Source organism: Escherichia sp. AM3, assembly GCF_032029835.1.
Classification (GTDB): domain Bacteria; phylum Pseudomonadota; class Gammaproteobacteria; order Enterobacterales; family Enterobacteriaceae; genus Escherichia; species Escherichia coli.
In genome coordinates this window covers 1-351 of the sequence record NZ_JAVUPQ010000700.1, presented here as the reverse complement: position 1 = coordinate 351, position 351 = coordinate 1, and the positions used below count along the sequence as shown (strand labels likewise).

Annotated in this window: 1 protein-coding gene; it reads left to right on the top strand. The window is 61.8% G+C overall.

Features of this window, described 5'->3' with window-relative positions; genetic code table 11:
- A partial coding sequence (locus tag RTW80_RS27965) for an Ig-like domain-containing protein (RefSeq protein ID WP_409415329.1) occupies positions 1–351 on the top strand: 351 nt, incomplete at both ends.

Genomic DNA, 351 nt, shown 5'->3' with positions numbered 1-351 from the left:
CGACGGCCACCAACGGCGGTGGCAACAGCGTGAGCAGTTCTGCGAACCTGCTTGTCGACACCGCGCTGCCAACCGTGACCATCAACACCGTGGCGGGGGACAACGTCATCAACGCGGCGGAAGTGGCCGCAGGCCAGACCATTACCGGTAAGGTGGCGAACGCGGACATCGGTAACACCGTGACGGTGAACATCGGCGGCAACACCTATACCGCGACGGTGCAGAGCGATCTGACCTGGTCCGTTAACGTGCCGGAATCCGTCCTGACCGCGCTGGGCACTGGCGATTTAACGGTGTCAGCAACCGTCACTAATGACCATGGCAATACGGGAACGGGCGAGCGCGATATCA